The organism is Paenibacillus sp. sgz302164 (genome assembly GCF_056120505.1).
Window position 1 is genome coordinate 20,343 of record NZ_JBVYOL010000027.1, and the last position, 16,826, is coordinate 37,168.

The following is a 16,826-nucleotide window of genomic DNA, read 5'->3' on the forward strand; positions in this document are numbered from 1 at the left end:
GCTTTTCTTATGCCGACTATTGTCTGATGCACTTTTTCATGCTATTCTAAAGTTACTTTTACCCTTTTCGCGGAACGTCTTGTTTTCACCGTGTTTTCCAAGAAAGTTAGGGCGCGTTTTACAAGTTTCGGCAAGCTTTTTGTGCACTGCGCCTTACTATCGCTTAGTCCTTAATGAACTGCATTTTATAAGGGAAGTTCTTTTCGGAACTGGCACGTTATTCAACAAATTTGCATTTTTATGCAGCTGCTTGCATATTTCGGATTTTGTCCGTTTTTTGGAAATTTCGGTGATTGTGCAAAGATTGCGGGGCTTGGCAGTGCAGGAATGCAAGAGCGCAAACGCAAGAGGAGTTTAATTTTGTATTGGAGGTGACGGTCAGGCGACTGACCTAGTGCAATGAATGAGTTGATGCTTAATGAAGGCCGTTTTCAGAACCTGCTAGGAATGGAACACGATAGCTGCGGTATTATTTGTATTATCGAAAAGAACGGCCATCCTTCCCGTGACAATATTCAAAAAACGATCGATGCCCTCGTAAAAATGGAACATCGTTCGGGTTTTATTAACGGCGAAGGCGACGGCTGCGGAATTTTGACTGACATTCCCCGTGCGCTTTGGGAAAAGAAATTAACGGATGCAGGCTTGGACGGCAAGTTGGCCTATGACAACCGTTTTTCAGTTGCTCATATTTTTGTTCCGCGCAAGCTTGATCTCACCGTCGCCGACATGCAGAACGGGATTCGCGAGCTTTTCCGCCAACATAATGTTTCCATTATATTGGAGCAGGAAAACCAAGTGGATAGCAGCGTTCTTGGCCCGAACGGTTTGAATGACGAGCCTACTTTCTGGCAAATCGCCGCTCTTTGCGACCAGGAAGGCGTGAACGTAGCCGATCACCTGTTCGAACTCCACATTGCCATTGAAAACCGCTATACGGTTCATGTGGCTACGCTCAGCAACGTGACAGCCGCCTACAAAGTGATGGGCGCCGCCAGCATTTTGCCTAAATATTTTAACGACACCTGCGATCCTCTTTTCACTGCCCAAGTCACCATCGGCCACAACCGTTACTCGACGAATACGCAATCCAGTTTCTTCCGCGTTCAGCCGTTCTCCCTGCTCGGCCACAACGGAGAGATCAATACGATCAAAAAAATGCGCCTCGAAGCCGATATGGTCGGCGTGCCGCTCGTTGACGGCGGTTCCGACTCCCAGGACATGAACCGGACGATTGAAACATTCATTCACCGTTTCGGAATCAGCCTGTTCGAAGCGATGGAAATGGTATTCCCTCCGATTATTAACGAAATGAAGCAGTTCCGTCCGGAGCTGCAGGACTTATACGTTTATTTCCGTCAAGTTTGGGGCCATTTCGCCCAAGGTCCGGCGGGTATCGTTTCCCGTTACGGCAACGAATGTATTTTCAGCGTCGATGCTCTCGGTCTCCGTCCGGTATGGATGGTGGAAAGCGAAACTTCGCTCTACTTCTCCTCTGAGCAAGGCATCATCACGGTTGGCGACATGGTTGCCGATCCGAAGCCGATCGCTCCGGGCGAAAAAGTCGGCGTTGTGCTCACTCCCGGCGAGCATGTGCAGGTCATTCCTTACCACGAAGTGCAAAGCATCGTGCTTGAGCGCGCAAGCCAACGCCTGAACTTTGACGGACTCCGCAAGTACCTGAACCCTGCCAAATCAGACGCGGAAGCCGCTCTGAACGACAATCTGGCGGCTACGGACCAATTGTACAGCGCATTTGGCTGGGACCGCGAAGGCATTCAGCACATCGAGACGATGTCCGAAACCGGCGCAGAGCCGATTCGTTCCCTTGGTCACGACTCTCCGCACGCGGCTATCAGCTGGGAGCGTCAAAACGTGCCTGATTTCATTAAAGAAAGCGTAGCTGTCGTAACGAACCCTGCGATCGACCGCGACCGTGAAATGGAACATTTCTCGACTCGTGTCATCGTCGGATGCCGTCCATCCGTATACGGCCAAGTCGATTCACAGCTTCGCCTTGAACTCTTGTCTCCCCTCGTGCTGGAAGGTACGAACGGCGTAGACAGCGAAGAGCATCTGTCTCAGCCTTCTTTCGAGCAATTGCTGGCCCTGTTCCGTACGGTAGGCGAAAGTTCCGTTGCCGTTCTGTCGACGACGTTCGCCCGCGGCACATCGCTGCGCGACGGTTTGGACCAAATCGCTTCCAGCGCGCTTGAAGCGGCCCGCAGCGGCGCTTCCCTAATCGTGCTCGACGACGCGGCAGCTCATCAAAACGACCGTTTGTGGCTCGACCCGCATCTGGCCGTATCCAAAATCGATATCGCCCTGCGTGCGGAAAAATTGGCGTTCGGCGACAACCTGCGCCGTCACGTTACCATCGTCCTGCGTTCGGCAGCGATCCGCAACCTGCACGATATCGCCGTAGCTTGCGGCCTTGGCGCCGACGTTATCTCGCCTTACCTGCTGTTCGCGACAGCCTCCGACAAAGACGGCGACGCGGCAGCGGCGCGCAAAGTGTACGCTGCGCTTAGCAAAGGTCTGGAGAAAGTGATTTCGACGATCGGTACGCACGAGCTTCGCGGTTACACGCGTTTCTTCTCCTCGATCGGCTTCCAACCGGAAGTGGCCGAGGTGCTGGATATCGTGAACTACTTGGGCAGCGAGAAAGCCGGAACAGGCTTTGCCCAACTGGAAGCAGACGCGGAATCCCGCTATGCGGATTTCACCAATCCGAAAGCGAAAGCCGCGAAAAACTTCCGCTTCTTCCAGCGCATGTGGAAAGCGTTAGGCGATACCGCATCGGGAACCGCTCCTTACAGCGACTACCGCGACAAACTGCGCGAAGAAGAAAAGAAAAACGCGATTTCGATCCGTCACGTGATGGATTTCAACTACGACAAAGCTTTAAGCGAAGGCCGCAAGGCGCTTGATCCGTCCGAAGTCGACATTTCGATCGGCGGTCATTCCCTGCCGATGCTGATCGCTTCCATGTCGTTCGGTTCGCAGAACGAAACAGCTTTCCGCGCTTACGCCGAAGCCGGCGAACGCCTGAACATGGTTACCATGAACGGCGAGGGCGGAGAGATTAAAGATATGCTCGGACGCTACAAAAAAACCCGCGGCGCGCAGGTCGCATCCGGACGTTTCGGTATTAACGTCGAACTCGCGAACGCCGTCGCTTTCCTTGAAATCAAAATCGGCCAAGGCGCAAAACCGGGCGAAGGCGGTCACCTGCCGGGCTCCAAAGTTACGGCCAAAATCGCCGCAGCACGTAACGCGACAATCGGTTCGGACCTGATCTCTCCTTCGAACAACCATGATATTTATTCGATCGAGGATTTGGCGCAAATCATTTCCGAGTTGAAAGAAGCAAGCGGCCGCAAAGCGAAAATTATCGTAAAAATCCCTGTCGTTCCGGGCGTTGGCACCATCGCAGTCGGCGTAGCCAAAGCAGGCGCGAATGTCATTACACTGTCCGGCTTTGACGGCGGTACGGGCGCGGCTCGTATCCACTCCCTGACTCACGTTGGTCTGCCTACCGAGATCGGCACCAAGCTTGCTCACGTCGCTCTGATCGAAGCCGGCCTTCGCCACCGCGTTGAGCTGTGGTCCGACGGCGGTCTGAAATCCGGCGCAGACGTTGTCAAAATGGTGATGCTCGGCGCGAACCGCTGCGGATTCGGCAGCATCTCGATGCAGGCTATCGGCTGTACGACTTGCCGCGGCTGTCATCTGGATACTTGCCACGTAGGTATCGCAACGCAAATCGACTCTATGGAAGAAGCCGAAGAAAAAGGTCTTCGCCGCTTCGTTCCTCGTCAATACGATCTGGCTGTAGACAGCCTTGTCCGCTTGTATGGCGGCATGGGCGAAGAAGTCCGTGAAATCGTAGCAGCGCTCGGTTTCAAAAGCTTGCAGGACCTTGTCGGACGTTCCGACCTGCTGGAGCAAGTGATCCATCAAGAGCGCATCGACCTGTCCGACCTGCTTCGTCCGGCTCCGCTGCAGTTCGTTTCGGCGGCAGAGCTCGCTTTGGAAGAAGCGGCCGTATCTTCGGATATCCGCATCGCAGCCGGCGCGGAAGGCCAGGAGTTCTTCCCGGATTCCTTGTCGCTTGACGCTCCGATCGTGCGCAACTGGGCCAAAGTGGACGCGGAATCCCGCATTCTCGGAAGCCGCTACTCCAGCCATCGCGTAAGAGACCGTTTCGACGGCAGCTACGATCAGCTTCCTTCGATCGCGCTCAATCTGGTTGACGGTTCCGTTCCCGGCAACGGTCTTGCTGCATTCAACGCCCGCGGCGTAGATATTACCGTTCACGGCGGCGCTGAGGATGGCGTAGGCAAAATGGCGCTCGGCGGTAAAGTGGCGATCCTCAAATCGCTTAGCAAAGATAAAACGTACATTAACGGCAGCGTCGGCAAATCGTTCGGCTACGGCGCGCAAAAAGGCTTGTTCCTGATCCAGGGCGGTGCTGATACTCGCGCCTGCATCCGCTTCTCCGGAGCAGACGTCGTATTCGGCGGGGAAATCACGACTCCGCTGCAGGATGAGCTGGGCGGACTTGCGGCACGCGCGAACCTCAAAGGCTTCGCTTTCGAATACATGACCAACGGCCGCGCCGTCGTTATGGGCGACCCGGGTCCATGGATTTGCGCAGGTATGACAGGCGGCGTGATTTACCAACGTCTTGTCCCTGAAATGGGCCTTGATCAAAAAGCAATCGAACGCCGTATCGCCAAAGGCGCGAAAGTCAAAATCGAAAGCGTCGGCGTACAAAGCAAAAAAGATCTCGCCGAGCTGTTGACAGCTTACCGCGACGAGCTCGCTGCTTCCGGCCAAGCCGAAGCCGCAGCAAAAATCGACGGTCTGCTGAACAACCTCGAAGCAAACTTCATCCGCATCTCGCCGGTTGGCATGCAAGCCGACCAGTCCGTGGCAACGGAGTAATCTTTACAAATCCTACCCTCTACTTGACCCATCGTCGAGTAGAGGGTTTTTGGTTTGTCGCCTCCTCTATCTGAGAGGCAGGCACTCCGGGCGCGGTGTCGCGCTGCGCTGCATGATGGCGGTCGGTCGACCCCACGCGCTGAAAATAGGGGCACAAGGCGGCTTGGCAGGAAGCGAAGCAGCATGCCGGCCCACAAAACCTGTGAAAACCCCCATGACGCCGTAGACGTCACCCCACAGAACGAAAATAATCAGGTCTACTAGGCTGCCCCAGCAAGTCGCGACACCCTGTGAGGGCTAGGGTGTGGCTAATTTGGGGGACCAGCCACTTTTTCTGGGCGCGCCTCCCCCGGTTTAGGTCGTGGAACTCCACGACTGGGCAAAAATCAACTTACTAGGGAGAAAACCTGCGAAAGTGCAGGTTTTTCCCAGAAATCGGCTTATTTTAGCGAAAAACCTGCAAAAGTGCAGGAATTTTCGCTGAAAGTGAACCTGAGCCTATGTTCGCGGCGAAAAGCCTGCACTATTGCAGGAATTGTTCGTGACCACGCGATTAAGGACGCAAATTCATGCATTTTTGCAGGTTTTCTTCGTGCAGGCGAGCGGACTATGGTTATCAACAGCCTGGAAAGCGAAGGAATTTTCGTGCAACCAGGCGGATGGTGCAATCGGCTCTATCGTGTGGGTTTCTGGGCAGAGGTTCTTTCGCGAATCATGAGCCCGGCCCCATTTTTTATCGGGAATTTCTGTATAATTACAGAATTTCTGCACGAACCGGCGTTGCGATTAGAGCGAGACTGGTCTCTCGAAAGCCTAAGACTGGGAAGTGCTCACGGAGAATAAAACTTGCGGCAGTTCGGCAATTTATAAAAGCACTCAAATTCCACTTGCCAAAGGAGTAAATCGCTATGAGCCAATCAAAACGCCGTGAAGAAGCCGCATGGAAATCACGCAAACAAACCCAGAACCCACACGGCAAAGTAAAATCGCTTGAGGAGCTTTCCAACGAAAGTGATGCAAAGAACTCAACCAAGTAGGAAATAAAGCTAAGGGAAATTTATGCAACCCGAGCAGATTTCTTCGGATAGAAAGAGCGGTCGGAATCGGCTGACCTTAGTCTCGTTGGCGGCAGCAGTGGGCCGTTTTCTCACTTCCCGTATGGCTGGTTAACTTTACCTCCCCCCACTTTACCGGTGGGGGCAGGCTTAGCTTGAAGCAATGGGAGAGAGGTCCAACTGCAGCAGTGAGGATTGAGCCTCAGTTGCGGTAGTCAGGCGGAGGCTGAACTGCCACAGCGGGGCTGGATGGAGGCTTAGCTGTTATAGCGGCGATGAGGGCTCAGCTGCGGCAGTGGGTTGGAACCGTCTCTCGGTTACTCGATTACATAAGTTTCGGCAGGCTGCGAAGCGATGAATTCGCTTAGTTCGCCGATTGTATAAATATGCAGCATATGCAAGAGCCGCGTGCACGCCGTGTAGAAGAGCTTGCGCTCGCTCTCACGGCCGTAGCACGCTTTGCTGCCGTCATAGATGAGCACGGCATCGAACTCCACATCCTTCGCCAAAAAAACGGCGCGGCATCTTCATACGGCAGATGCCCCCGGCCAGCGCTTGCTCCGTCTGCTCCCCGACGGCAGGCCAACGCTCAGGCAGGCCGGCATCCCCGGCCAGGACGAGGGCCAGCTCCCGATCTCGGAGCAACTGCAGGTAAACTTCTGTCACATCTACAAATACTTAGCCGTTTCACCTCCGCCTGCAGCGGCTTGAAATGCTCCGCACGACGACACGGGCATGCATCCGCTTTTCCTTTTCAAAATCGTCAAACCGGCCCCTTTGCCTGCCTGCATGTTACGCAGGTGCCGGTAAGCTCTGCGGTAGTCTTCGGCGTCCAGAAGCTCGATTTCGTCCTCGCCCCACCCTTAGTCAAGCTCCCTCTCCGCGTACTATTCCAACGGCTCCAGCAGCGACTCGTGCATCAATTCCAGACGGTTCGGCAGCTTCACCGCAGCGTCGTAGCTGTAGAACAACTCCGCCCCATTCACTGCACGGATACGATTGTCTTATCCCGGAACAGGATCGGCTTAAAGCACATCCCCTGCTTGTAGGCCTGAGTCATTGCCAGGAACCGGATCGTTTGATTTTTTTCGGCCGTGCTTTATTTAACAACTTGTTTCCTGTATTCTATTCATATATTCAAATCTTTAACTTAAGGGGATCAGTTGGGATGAATCGCGAAATTCAGCAGTTTAAATCGGAGTTTTTCAAAGCGTTGGCTCATCCGTTACGGATTCGAATCCTGGAGCTGCTGTGCGAAGGAGATAAGACGGTCAATGAACTGCAAGCGCTGCTCGGAACCGAAGGCTCCGCCGTATCGCAGCAGTTGGCGGTCCTCCGAACAAAGAATGTCGTCAGCGGCACCAAGGAAGGCACATCGGTCTTGTATTCCCTTCGCGACCCTCTTATTAAGGAGCTGCTAAAGGTAGCCAAGCAAATTTTTGACAATCATCTGGTTGACGCCATTTCATTGCTGGAAACCATCCGAAATGAATAAAAAATAGGCGATATTTGTTCATTGACAACAATTTTGCACGGGTGTATATTCCCTATATATTCAAATAATCAAATATATGAAAAAAGAAGGGTTTACGATGAAGTGGTCGGGCAGATTTGAAGGCTACAATGCGGAGTATCTTCGAAGAGATCTTATATCGGGGTTGATTGTCGGTGTTATTGCCATTCCTTTGGGAATGGCTTTTGCAATTGCAGCCGGGGTTAACCCGCAGTACGGGATTTACACAACGATTATCGCCGGCTTTTTCATTTCACTGTTCGGCGGCTCCAAATTCCAGATCGGGGGGCCGACGGGCGCGTTCGTCCCTATTTTGTTTGCCATTGTTATGCAGTACGGATACGAGAATTTGCTTATAGCAGGGTTCCTGGCAGGAGTTTTACTCGTGCTGATGGGCGTATTCAGGCTCGGAGCGCTTATCAAATTCATTCCCCGTCCCGTGACCATCGGCTTTACAGCCGGTATCGCGGTCATTATTTTCACCGGGCAAATTACCAACCTTCTGGGGCTGACAGGCATCCAAAAGCATGAGGATTTTTTGTCGAATATGAAAGAAATCGGCATCCGCATTTTTACGATAAATCCGTATAGCGTCATCACGGCCGCGATTTGTTTATCCATTATTTTGCTGGCGCCAAAGTTTTTCCCGAAGGTTCCCGGGTCGCTGATCGGCCTTGTTATATCCAGTCTTATTGCCGCGTGGTTTTTTGAAGGGCATGTAGCCACGATCGGTTCGACATATGGCGCTATCTCAAGCGCCCTTCCAAGCGTGCATGTTCCGGAGATCACTTTTGAACGAATCAAGCAGCTCATCCAGCCGGCCTTTGTCATCGCCATGTTGGGGGGAATCGAATCGCTGTTGTCCGCCGTAGTCGCCGACGGGATGACGGGAAACCGCCATCACAGCAACCGGGAGCTGATCGGGCAAGGAATTGCGAATATCGTGACGCCATTGTTCGGCGGGATTCCGGCAACCGGGGCCATTGCCCGAACTGCGACTAATATTAAAAGCGGCGCGGCAAGTCCTGTTTCGGGAATGGTTCACAGCATCGTCGTCATGCTCGTATTGCTTTTGTTCGCCCCATTCGCTTCGAGTATTCCTTTGGCCAGTATGGCTCCGATACTGATGGTCGTTGCCTGGAATATGAGCGAGCGCAAAGAATTCGTCCATGTTTTAAAAACGAAAACGAGCGATTCCGTCGTCTTGATCATCACTTTTTTGCTTACGGTGCTCGTCGATTTAACGACTGCCGTTGAAGTCGGGCTGGTACTGGCTGTGATCCTGTTTGTCAAACGGATGAGCGAGATGCTGACAGTCGCAAAAGTTTTGCCCGATCCTTCCGTAAAGCATGAAAAAATGGCTCCCCACATGGTGAAAGAGGGGCACGATTGCCCGCAGATCTCCGTTTTCACGATTGAAGGACCGCTATTTTTCGGCGCGGCAACTATGTTCGAGAAATCGATTATGGGCATGATCCATTATCGCCCCAAAATTTTGCTGCTAAGAATGGGCAAGGTTCCTTTTATGGATACGACCGGTGAAATCAATCTGGCCAGTGTGGTCAAGGATTTCAAGAAACATGGCGGTGAAGTCGTCATCTCGGGCATTCAGGCTCAACCCAAAGAAGTGCTGAACAAAACGGGTTTGGCATCCATGATCGGGAACGAACATTTCTTTGAGCATACGGGAGAGGCTGTCGACTATTCCTTGCAGCTGCTGGATCGCCAAAAATGTTTGGGATGCAAGCATTTCGCCTTCCGCGAATGCGCCGCTTTAGCCGCTCCCGATTCAGACAAAGTATCCGGGTCCGTTTCCCTTGACCGGCAAAACCGCTCCAAAGCGCTCGCTTCGAAGCATCCGTGATGTCGATGTCAGGAACTTTTCGGCGCCAGGCCGGCAAAAAAATCGTCAATAGCGGCTTCCATCCGCTCCGGGGTTACGGTGTCCGGCTGAATAAGCCGGTGAACCGACAAACCGTCAACCAGCGCATGCAGCCGCTCCGCTTCACGCGGTACATCGATGGACGGATCAAGTATGCGTTCTTTTGCAAGCAGCTGCAAAGTTTCCGCCATTGCCTCCCGCATTTGCTTGAAAGTGCGGTGGCTCAGCTGTTTGAGCGCAGGATCGTTAAGCGATTTAACCGTAAAAGAGATCCAGACTTCCATCTCGGACTCCCGCTCCTCATTCATCGGCATGAATTGCAGTATCAATGATTTGGCGGCTTGTACCGTCAAGCCTTCGGCAGACAGATTCAATTTTCGAATTCGCGCTTCAATCCGCTCGACGATCAAATTCATCGCAAATTCAAACATTTGAGCTTGGCTGTTAAAATAATGACGCATCGCTCCCATGGATACGCCCGCCTCATCGGCGATTTTGCGGACCGTCGCCTGCTCCAGCCCCCCTTTGCAAATCACCCTCCAGGAAGCTTCGGCAATCTTTTCCCTTTGCTCGGTATAATTGACCACTTTGGGCATTTCTTCGTATTCCGCCTCCCTATTATCGTTAAGTACCATTGTATTACTTTCGCGGCCAAAGCGTATAGCTGAAGCTCCACACAAAATCGACCGCCAGCACGATGCTCCAGGTCTTGATGGTCTGCCGCAAACTGTCCGTATTGCTATGTTCCCCTGCCAGCCAAATCATACCATACAACAACATACAGCCAATCCCCCAACCAAGAAAATGCAAAAACCACAGACGGCGCTCGCGGCGGGCGTGATCCGCTCCTTTCTTCGGCGGCTTGACAGGCGCCGCGCCTCCGGCAAAACGATACGCGAACTGCTGGTCCGCCCAGCTAATCATCCGGTGGCCAAAACCTATCGATACGCCGATATAAATCGCGGCCAGCCCATGAAAAAAGCCTGCTTCCGCACCATTTCGAAGATCAAGGACCGTCGCCGCCAGCAGCGCCAGATCGATGATCGGCGTGCAAAGAAGCAGTGCCGTGCCCAGACGCTTCCTTCCGAGCAAGTAACGAGCGGCCAAACCCGCCAAAACAAAGATCCAAAAACCGACTTCACAAGCAATGATGAAAAAAGCGATCATGATCAAAAGCTCCTTTTTAGCACAAGTGTATTATAAAAACAAAACTATTTTAGCACAAGTGTACTGCAAAAGAAAAGGAACTATAAATAAAAAAAGCATGTCCAGCGCCAGTGTTCGGTCGCCTAAACATGCTTTTCTTCTTTGTCAGATTTTCCTTATGCGTTTAAACACCAGTACATTTCGTCTCGAAATAATAATGCGGAATCCATGCCTCAAAAGACAATTTTCAGCAAATGTGACCCGTCCGCCAATAAACAGGAAACGAACGCACGGTCTGGCACTGCCGATTACACGGACAGCTGTTATAAATCTGCGGCCATTTATGCGTCTGAATCTGATTATCACTATATCGACTCTGATTATACTCATATCTCTCACCTCGCTTTGCCGGAAGATACTAATAAGAGATTCAGTATCTAGCAAATTGGCAACTGATAAAGTGCCAGCAAGGCGTATGAATCCGCTTGTGCGGTACGGTTTGGCAAAAAAAGAAAGCCACCCGGATTGTGGGCGGCTCTTTTATCAACTAGTGCTTACTGCATCTTTTGGCACGTCTTTCCCCGCTTCAATAGGATGCTTCGCCGCAGAGGTGTCGGTGTCGGACAATTGAATATTTTGCGTCCTGCTGCCGGCCAGTTTCAAGAACGTATCGGTGCCTGCCGGGCTCCATGCCCGATTCAAGGACACATGGTCGCTGTTGTTCAGCGTGTACACCGGACCTGTTTTCGGAATGATTTTCACATTCGTCAATTGAATTCCGCTGGCGAAGCCGGCAGTGAAGCCTGTATCGGCCTGAATGATAGTGTTCTGAATATCCACTCCGCCGACAGGGATGCTCTCGGTCCCTTTGACGGTCACGGCTCCCTTGGCTCCGTCCGCATAAACATGGTTGATATGGATGTTTTGGAACTGAGGAACTTTGCTTTGATCCGTTTTGGAGCTATTGTCGGCCGGATAAGTGACATCGAATGTAATCGCATCGGAAGCTATATTTTTCATAGTGATGCCGTCGATCCAAATGTTCTGAACGAGTCCGCCTCTTCCAACATCGCTTTTGAATCTGAGACCGGTGTCGGTACCGGAGAAGACATTGTTGTGCACATAGATGTTCTTCATGCCGCCGTCCGTGTTGCTGCCTACCACAAATCCGCCGTGCGCGCGGTAAACGACATTGTCTTCGATCACCACATTTTGCAGACCGGGTTCGCCGCCGCTTCCTCCTCCCGACGATTTCATGCAAATCCCGTCATCCCCCGTGTTAACGGTGTTGCGGTAAATGACGATATTTTGCCCGTTGACGTCGATGCCGTCCGTATTTTGGTCGTACCAGTTGTTCGTGACTTTCGTGTTTCGAATGATCACATTTTGTCCATGCTTGATGTTCAGATTGAACATAGGGGAATTTTCCAGTGTCGGTCCGTCAATCAAAACCGAGCTGCTGTTCTCGATGTCCACCATGATCGGACGAATGTCTTTCACTGCGCCATCGACCACCTGCTGCGGCGGATACCAAATATTTTTATCGACATTCCCGCCTGAGGCGACAAGCGCATTCCACTGCGATTCGGGAAGCTTTTCTTTTTTGACGGGCCGCCACGTTTCTCCGCTTCCGTCAATAACGCCTTCGCCCGTAATGGCCACATGAGTTAAATTCGTTCCATAGATGAGAGGGACTGGCCTGCCGTCCTTGGAAGCAGCCGCCTGATATTCTTGGTGATCCTTGCTAAAATCAACGATGGCGCCGGTGTCCAAACGCAAGTTGACATTGCTTTTCAAGGTTATCGGGCCTGTCAGCCAAACTCCGGCGGGAACAACGACAATGCCGCCTCCGGCGTCCGAACATGCGGCAATCGCTTTGGCGAATGCTTCCGTATTTTTCGCGATTCCATCGCCAACCGCTCCGTAATCGGCAATATTGAACCGCCGGTCCGGGAATTGAGGTGCTTGCACATCCGGCATTTGGAATGGAAGACCGATCAAATACGAGGCCATTTCCCGATCTTTCGCAGAATGGACTGCGTCATCCGCCGTCTGTGAACCGCACGCCGTTAAAGCAAAGATAATCGCGCCTCCCAGCAGAAGCGCTGCGCATCGGGCAACTGTTCCTTTTTTTCGTGACAATGGCTGCCTCACCGTAACTCACCTCTTTCGCCGCAATCGTTATACTGATTTTAAATATACATGAAAATTATGACAAAATGATGAAACGCGCTGATCCGGCCGGTTCGCGGCTCGGCAGCATTGACGAGCAGCCGTCAGGGAAAAAAATTTCCCGTCTGCTCAAACCGCTTTGCCGGGACGGTCGTTACCTCTTTAGAATGGATATTTTTATAAGGAGGCAGGATGGATGAAAAAATTTGGATTATCGCTTGTCCTGTGCGCGGCGCTGCTGCTGCCGACAATCGGCGCTTCGGCGGGTGCGGAGGGACAAACGAACGGCTCAGGCGTTACAAGCGACGCGCAAACGGTGGAAAAGCTCGGCCTTCTGGCCGGTGAAGGCGACGGCGTTTCGGCTGCTTACCTGGCCAAAGGCTCGACAAGAATCCAGGCGGCTATAATTTCACTCCGTCTTCAAGGCAAGCTGCAGGAAGCTCTCGATTTCAAGGGAAGCGGCGGATTCGCCGACTCCGGGCAGGTCGACAAGAGCAATCAGGCGATTCTCGCGTATTTGAAAAATCATCCGCAGTACGGCTGGAGCGGCATGGACGATGGGCATTTCGATCCTCTGGCGCCGATCAGCGCCCAGCAGTTCTACAAGGTGCTGCTAGAGGCGATAGGCTATAAATCCGGCACGGATTTCGCTTACGCGGACGCGGAAAAGTTCGCCGCAGGCAAAGGCCTCGGGCAAATCGCAGGCGTCTCCGCTTTGACGAACGCCCACATCGCTACAGCGCTTGTCGAAGCTCTGTCTGCGCAAACCGCGCAAGGCCATTCGCTCTTCGAGATGCTGCAGGGCGGAAAAGTCATCCCCGCCGGCGCAGCGCTCCCGCAAGGCGAACGGATCGGTCTGCGCAGCGACGCCAAGCTCGGTACATATTTTACCGACAAAGCAGGCCGCACACTGTACTTTTTCACGAAGGACGCGCAAGATTTGAACGCCTGCCAAGGAAAGTGCATCGAGAATTGGCCGCTCTTCACGTCGGATCAACTGCAAATTCCTGCCACTTTAAATGCGGCTGACTTTTCCGTATTGACCCGGACAGATGGAACGAAGCAGTGGATGTACAAAGGCTGGCCGCTCTACTATTTCGTCAAGGATAAGGCGGCGGGCGATACTCTCGGTGAGGCCGTCGGCGGCGTCTGGTTCGCCGCAAAATCGGACTACACGGTCATGCTCGGCACCAATACGACGCTCGGCAATTATTTGACCGATGATCGCGGGCGCACGCTGTATTATTTTGATAAAGACAAGCCGCAAACGAGCGTTTGCGAAGGGAACTGCCTCGCCAATTGGCCGGCTTACGGCGCTTCGGGAGGAAGCGTGCCTTCGACACTGTCGGCGGCCGATTTCGGCGCAATTACGCGCGCTGACGGCAGCAAACAGGCGACGTACAAAGGCTACCCGCTCTACTACTTTGTTAAAGATCAGTCGCATGGCGACACCGCGGGCCAAAACGTAGGCAGCGTATGGTTCGTCGTAGATCCGGCGAAATTCGCCGGTACAACAGCCGCCCAGGCGGCGAAAACCTACAACATCGACATCAAAGAGTTCTCGTTCGGGACAAGCCCGCTGACGGTCGAGGCCGGCTCCAAAATCACGTTCACCAACTATGACGATATGAAACACAACGCGGTCGCGGTGGACGGCAGCTTCGCCACTCCGCTGCTCGACAAAGGGGAGTCCTACACCGTTACGCTTGCGAACCCCGGTACCTACGACTTCTACTGCGAGCCGCACAAGCAATTTATGAAAGGCCAAATTATCGTGAATTGAGCGTGATGCAGCGATGACGCTACGAGCATTAGCCGTTTGGTCCGCGCTGCTGTGCCTGCTGCTCCTTTGCGCTTGCGGCGCGGGGACCGCGGGTGGCGCGGCTGGCGCAGGCGGCGCGGGTGGTGCGGGCGGCGCAGGTGGCGCGGGCAGTGCGAGCGCTGCGGGCGGCGCGGCCGGCGCAGGTGGCGCGGGGACCGCGGGTGGTGCGGGCGGCGGCGCGGGCGATGCTGGCAGCGGACACGCGCTGCATGCCGCCGGCAACGACGCCGCGGCTGCGGGCGGAAGCTCCGCCAAAGCGGACGCCGGAAGCGGCGTGTCTGCCGGCGGCGGAGGCGCGGCTGGCAAGGATGCGCCGGTAGACGCATCCGGCGGCGGCAAGCCCGGGGCTGGCGCCGCGGCCGGGAACCTGGCCGAGAGCCCGGCCGTTCAATCCGCGGGCGCGCCCAAGCCCGGCGGCAGCGCTGGCGGCAGCCCCGCAGCCGCAGGCAAAGCGGACCCGGCCGCGAGCGCTTCCGGCACCGGCCAGCCTACCGGCGGCTCGGCCGGGACCACGGAAGCCGGCCAAGCGGCGGGCGACGAGGCCGGTAAAGTGCATGTCGTCGAAATCGTCGATTTCGCCTTCTCTCCTAACAAGCTGGAAATCAAAGCCGGCGACAGCGTAAAATTTGTAAACAAAGATGCGGTAAGCCACACCGCGACCGCCGACGACAAATCGTTCGATACCGGTTTGCTCGCACAGAACAAGGACAAAACGATCACTTTTGACAAAACCCGCGAATTCAGCTATTATTGTTCTCCTCATCCCGGCATGCGGGGCGCCATTGTCGTTAAAGAGAAATAAAGCAGGGTAGCCGGGTGACCGGTTGCCCTTGCTTTTTATCCGGATTGCCGACCGCAATACCCGCAATTTGTTGTATGATAGCATTAAGAGATTATATTGCCGTTCTGGAGGCCGCGCGGAATGAATAACCACTCCGATTACGAACTGATGCTGCTCGTGAAGCTTAAGCGCCAAGATGCGCTCTCCGAACTGTACGACCGTTATGCGTCGCTTGTATATTCGTTTGCCTGGAAAGCGGTGCGAAACGAGCAGGCTGCACGCGACATCGTTCAATCCGTATTTGTGCGGCTATGGACGACCGAATCGGACTACGACCCGGATAAGGGACGTTTTACCAGTTGGTTGATAACGATCACCCGCAACATCACGACCGATTGGCTTCGCAAACAGCGCAGACAGGCCGAAGGGCTTGTCCCGTACGTGCCGGAGGAGCTGGAGCGGATACCCGATTCCCGGGCGGCATCGCCGGAGGAGCATGCTGAGCGGGAATCGCTGAAAGAGCAGGTCCGCCTTGCCTACCGCTTCCTATCGAAGCAGCAAATCGAGCTGCTGGAGCACTTTTATTGGCGCGGCTACAGTTTGAGCGAGCTCGCCGCCCTTTATGAAGAACCGCTCGGAACAGTAAAAAACAGATTGCATCAAACTTTGAAAATATTGCGCAGACATCTGCTGGTGGAAGGAGAGGGATGACGATGACCGAAAAAAACTCAGCATCGGTATGTGACTTGTGCCTGGACGTTATATCGGGCGTTTGTACGGATGAAGAGCGTTTGGCGTTCGAGCGTCACCTTCCCGGCTGCCAGGCCTGCCAGGCCGAAATGGATGAGCTGCGCACCGTATGGGAGGCGCTTCCCGCCGATATGGAACGGATCGAACCGCCGAAAGATTTGAAAAAACAAGTGATGAACGCCGCTTTCGCAGCGGAAGCCGGGCATAACGCCGAAAGCTCCCGCACCGTAAGAAGGCGGAACAGAAGGTCTTTCCAATACGCCGCAGCCCTGCTGCTGATCTTGTTTGCAACCGGAACCGCATGGAACGTATGGCTTTTCCGGGAACGAGCCGCCGCGCCGCTCCCCATCGAAAAAGCGCTCTCCGTACCCGCTGCGCAAATCAAACAGATCGTGATGCTTGAACCGCAGGCGGAAGCCAACGAGGCAAAAAGCTACGGCATCGCCTGCATCGTCGACAACGGGCAAAGCAAACAGTTCGTCGTTTACGTCTTCGGTGCGGCTCCGACAAGCGGCGAGCAGGCGTACCAGGTGTGGCTGCTCAAGGACGGCGTGCGCCAAAGCGCCGGGACGTTCCGCGTCGCGAACGACGGCAAAGGTATCGGCGTACTATCCATGCCGATCGCCTCGGGCAAGCTCACCTTCGATACAATCGGCGTCACGCTCGAACCGGACGACCGCGGCGAGCAGCCGCGAGGCTCAAAAGTATTCGGGTCCGTATAAAAAGGTACCTCACCCAGCTAGCTTCAACACCTT

Annotated in this window: 11 protein-coding genes and 1 pseudogene; 8 read left to right on the forward strand and 4 right to left on the reverse strand. The window is 54.0% G+C overall.

Annotation, left to right across the window (positions count from 1 at the left end):
• The first annotated feature begins 399 nt into the window (after positions 1-399).
• Both AC0LWT_RS31715 and AC0LWT_RS31720 read left to right on the forward strand, forming a co-directional pair.
• Positions 400-4,950: a glutamate synthase-related protein gene (locus AC0LWT_RS31715; protein WP_474685290.1), complete on the forward strand. Its 4,551-nt coding sequence runs from the start codon at positions 400-402 to the stop codon at positions 4,948-4,950.
• Positions 4,951-5,858: 908 nt separating this feature from the next.
• A complete protein-coding gene (locus tag AC0LWT_RS31720) occupies positions 5,859-5,987 on the forward strand; it encodes a DUF6254 family protein (RefSeq protein ID WP_474685291.1) in 129 nt (42 codons plus the stop codon).
• 335 nt (positions 5,988-6,322) lie between these two features.
• Here the strand turns inward: AC0LWT_RS31720 and AC0LWT_RS31725 are convergent.
• A pseudogene (locus AC0LWT_RS31725) lies at positions 6,323-6,517 on the reverse strand (hypothetical protein); the annotation flags it as partial.
• Positions 6,518-7,173: 656 nt separating this feature from the next.
• Between AC0LWT_RS31725 and AC0LWT_RS31730 the strand changes: the two are divergent.
• Positions 7,174-7,500 carry an ArsR/SmtB family transcription factor gene (locus AC0LWT_RS31730; protein WP_474685292.1) on the forward strand — a complete coding sequence of 109 codons (327 nt, stop codon included), beginning with the start codon at positions 7,174-7,176 and terminating at the stop codon, positions 7,498-7,500.
• Between the two features lie 97 nt (positions 7,501-7,597).
• Positions 7,598-9,382 carry a SulP family inorganic anion transporter gene (locus tag AC0LWT_RS31735; protein ID WP_474685293.1) on the forward strand — a complete coding sequence of 595 codons (1,785 nt, stop codon included), beginning with the start codon at positions 7,598-7,600 and terminating at the stop codon, positions 9,380-9,382.
• 8 nt (positions 9,383-9,390) lie between these two features.
• On the opposite strand, the gene AC0LWT_RS31740 is transcribed toward AC0LWT_RS31735, so the two are convergent.
• The 3 genes from AC0LWT_RS31740 to AC0LWT_RS31750 all read right to left on the reverse strand — a co-directional run bounded on the left by AC0LWT_RS31740 (position 9,391) and on the right by AC0LWT_RS31750 (position 12,688).
• On the reverse strand, positions 9,391-10,035 hold the full coding sequence (locus AC0LWT_RS31740) for a TetR/AcrR family transcriptional regulator (protein ID WP_474685294.1): 645 nt from the start codon (positions 10,033-10,035) through the stop codon (positions 9,391-9,393).
• A gap of 4 nt (positions 10,036-10,039) precedes the next feature.
• A complete protein-coding gene (locus tag AC0LWT_RS31745) occupies positions 10,040-10,567 on the reverse strand; it encodes a hypothetical protein (protein ID WP_474685295.1) in 528 nt (175 codons plus the stop codon).
• 522 nt (positions 10,568-11,089) lie between these two features.
• A complete protein-coding gene (locus tag AC0LWT_RS31750) occupies positions 11,090-12,688 on the reverse strand; it encodes a glycoside hydrolase family 28 protein (protein ID WP_474685296.1) in 1,599 nt (532 codons plus the stop codon).
• Between the two features lie 226 nt (positions 12,689-12,914).
• Between AC0LWT_RS31750 and AC0LWT_RS31755 the strand changes: the two genes are divergently transcribed.
• The 4 genes from AC0LWT_RS31755 to AC0LWT_RS31770 all read left to right on the forward strand — a co-directional run bounded on the left by AC0LWT_RS31755 (position 12,915) and on the right by AC0LWT_RS31770 (position 16,793).
• Positions 12,915-14,501, forward strand: coding sequence for a plastocyanin/azurin family copper-binding protein (locus AC0LWT_RS31755; protein ID WP_474685297.1), 1,587 nt, complete (start codon positions 12,915-12,917; stop codon positions 14,499-14,501).
• Between the two features lie 13 nt (positions 14,502-14,514).
• Positions 14,515-15,342 (forward strand): cupredoxin domain-containing protein, encoded by an 828-nt coding sequence (locus tag AC0LWT_RS31760; RefSeq protein WP_474685298.1) that lies wholly within the window; start codon positions 14,515-14,517, stop codon positions 15,340-15,342.
• A 120-nt stretch (positions 15,343-15,462) separates the two neighbouring features.
• Entirely contained in the window at positions 15,463-16,032 is a 570-nt protein-coding gene (locus AC0LWT_RS31765) for an RNA polymerase sigma factor (RefSeq protein ID WP_474685299.1), read from the forward strand.
• Positions 16,033-16,034: 2 nt separating this feature from the next.
• Positions 16,035-16,793, forward strand: coding sequence for an anti-sigma factor (locus AC0LWT_RS31770; RefSeq protein ID WP_474685300.1), 759 nt, complete (start codon positions 16,035-16,037; stop codon positions 16,791-16,793).
• Positions 16,794-16,826: the final 33 nt, after the last annotated feature.

Coding starts and splice junctions, on each gene's coding strand:
- AC0LWT_RS31715 (WP_474685290.1), top strand. CDS start 400: ATGAATGAGTTGATGCTTAATGAAGGCCGTTTTCAGAACCTGCTAGGA.
- AC0LWT_RS31720 (WP_474685291.1), top strand. CDS start 5,859: ATGAGCCAATCAAAACGCCGTGAAGAAGCCGCATGGAAATCACGCAAA.
- AC0LWT_RS31730 (WP_474685292.1), top strand. CDS start 7,174: ATGAATCGCGAAATTCAGCAGTTTAAATCGGAGTTTTTCAAAGCGTTG.
- AC0LWT_RS31735 (WP_474685293.1), top strand. CDS start 7,598: ATGAAGTGGTCGGGCAGATTTGAAGGCTACAATGCGGAGTATCTTCGA.
- AC0LWT_RS31740 (WP_474685294.1), bottom strand. CDS start 10,035: ATGGTACTTAACGATAATAGGGAGGCGGAATACGAAGAAATGCCCAAA.
- AC0LWT_RS31745 (WP_474685295.1), bottom strand. CDS start 10,567: ATGATCGCTTTTTTCATCATTGCTTGTGAAGTCGGTTTTTGGATCTTT.
- AC0LWT_RS31755 (WP_474685297.1), top strand. CDS start 12,915: ATGAAAAAATTTGGATTATCGCTTGTCCTGTGCGCGGCGCTGCTGCTG.
- AC0LWT_RS31760 (WP_474685298.1), top strand. CDS start 14,515: ATGACGCTACGAGCATTAGCCGTTTGGTCCGCGCTGCTGTGCCTGCTG.
- AC0LWT_RS31765 (WP_474685299.1), top strand. CDS start 15,463: ATGAATAACCACTCCGATTACGAACTGATGCTGCTCGTGAAGCTTAAG.
- AC0LWT_RS31770 (WP_474685300.1), top strand. CDS start 16,035: ATGACCGAAAAAAACTCAGCATCGGTATGTGACTTGTGCCTGGACGTT.